This window comes from Hydrocoleum sp. CS-953 (genome assembly GCF_002260545.1).
Classification (GTDB): domain Bacteria; phylum Cyanobacteriota; class Cyanobacteriia; order Cyanobacteriales; family Microcoleaceae; genus Trichodesmium.
Map to the genome: position 1 here is coordinate 1 of NZ_LGSU01000075.1, position 1,991 is coordinate 1,991.

Genomic DNA, 1,991 nt, shown 5'->3' on the forward strand with positions numbered 1-1,991 from the left:
AAAATTTACAAGCCGATTTAACAAATACTATAGATTGCAGTGAACAACAAGGAAACAGCAATAAAAATATATTATTCGTCACACTCAATTTAAACCTAAGTAATCCTAATCCAGTTACTCAAATCAATCAATGGTTTGCCGAAAATCCCCAATTTAAAAAAACAGAAAAATATCAAATCTTAGGATTTCAAATTATTGGAATAGAAAACTTGACCAAACAACCTTCAGTAGTTCAACGGTCATTCATTACTAATCTCAAAAAAATAGCAACAAATCTATCCAAATTAGAATCTAGTATCTTACTTTGGATAAATAAACCTTGGCTAAATACTATCAAACAGTCGGCACCAGAATTTTGGAATTGGCATACAGGTATATTTGAATTTGAAGGAGACCCCACCCCCATAACTCCCAGAAAAAAAAAATCATCATTACCAAACAAAAAAAAGCCTCAATCTTTCTCCCCATTAATAACTAGCAAACCTACCATCAACATAGTAAGACCATTAATGGCACTCGAACAAAAGTCTTACACTGTTGAATCAAAAAAATCTCAAGCTTATCTTCTTCCCCCAGCTCCACAAAAACTGCCAGAGCTGTCCATCAACCATAGCCAAAACCAGAAGAATATTCCACAGCCAGAATTAGAATTAGTAGAACTAGCAAATTTAGTATGGGCAGAAATTTCTAGAAACTCTGGAGAAGAAAAAAATTCCCAAGAAAAACAACAGTTTCAGATTATTAAAGAGATTCAAGATTTAAACAAATCTCAATATCCATCTCCAGAGTTAGTTGTAGCTTATCAAACTCTAGGGGATTTTCATCGCGATCGGATTTTAGCAGGGGAAGTCTCAGAGCAAAGTCTAATTATTGCCATTCGTGCTTATGAGATGGTCATCGAGTGGACATTTCAAGATACAGGAAATATCAGCCAATTTTCTCCATCCCAAATTCCTATTCTTGACATTCTTAATGACCTTGCCACCCTATACTGGATTTTATCTCGTCAAATCAAATCCAGTAAGTCTGATTCATTAGTTTATTTAGAGCGAAGTATTATTCTCTATCAAATGGCAATGGGTGAAATTACCCCATCCCAAAAAGATACTTATGCCAGACTACAAAAAAACTTAGGTTTAGCTTACGGAGACTTAGCTACCCATCAGGAGCCACAACAAAATTGGGAAAGTTCCATAATAGCTTATCAGGAAGCCATCTTTTATCTAGATAAAGTAGCTGATGCTCAAGATTATGCCACAACCTTAAATAATTTAGGGACAGCTTATTGGAATTTAGCCCAATATACTCAAGAAGTTGAGCATTTGCAAGGGGCAATTTCTGCTTATGCTGAAGCTATTGATTACTTTACGCCAGAAATTGAACCCTTAAACTATGCCATGATTCAAAATAACTTAGGTATAGCTTACTGGAACTTAGCTCAATTTCAGACAAAAGCATCAGAAACTCTAATTCTCAAAGCTATTGATGCCTATTTAATCGCCTTAAACTATCGTACTCCAGAAAATCTTCCCCTTGCTTATGCCGCAACAAAAAATAACTTAGGTACCGCCTATTGGCATTTAGCTAACCAATTTGAAGAACATCAAATTCGGAGTAAACTTTTCCATGAAGCGATCGCTGCTTATTCCCAAGCTGTAACTATTGCGCAACAGTTTTCTCCTTCTCAACTCACTTTCGACCTACTGGCCACTTATAATAATATTGGACTTGCCTATTATCAAATAGCTCTAGAATCGGATACCATATTAGACAAATATAGTCAAATTAGTAATTTAGAAGCAGCTTTGGAGCATCACTTACTAGGTCATAGTGAGATACCTGAGACTAATATGAATGAAATACAAGGAGAAGAAGCGAGTATAAATTACATTCTCAGAATTATTCGTATCTTCTACAGTAAGTATGGAATAGAAGGGCAAAATTTAGCTCTTTCTAAAATTCCTAGCAATTTATTACCTAAAATATTACTG

Annotated in this window: 1 protein-coding gene; it reads left to right on the plus strand. The window is 35.0% G+C overall.

Going from position 1 to position 1,991, the window contains the following annotated elements; translation table 11 throughout:
* Positions 1–1,991 (plus strand): tetratricopeptide repeat protein (locus AFK68_RS00460; RefSeq protein ID WP_094670776.1); only part of this gene is annotated, 1,991 nt, incomplete at both ends.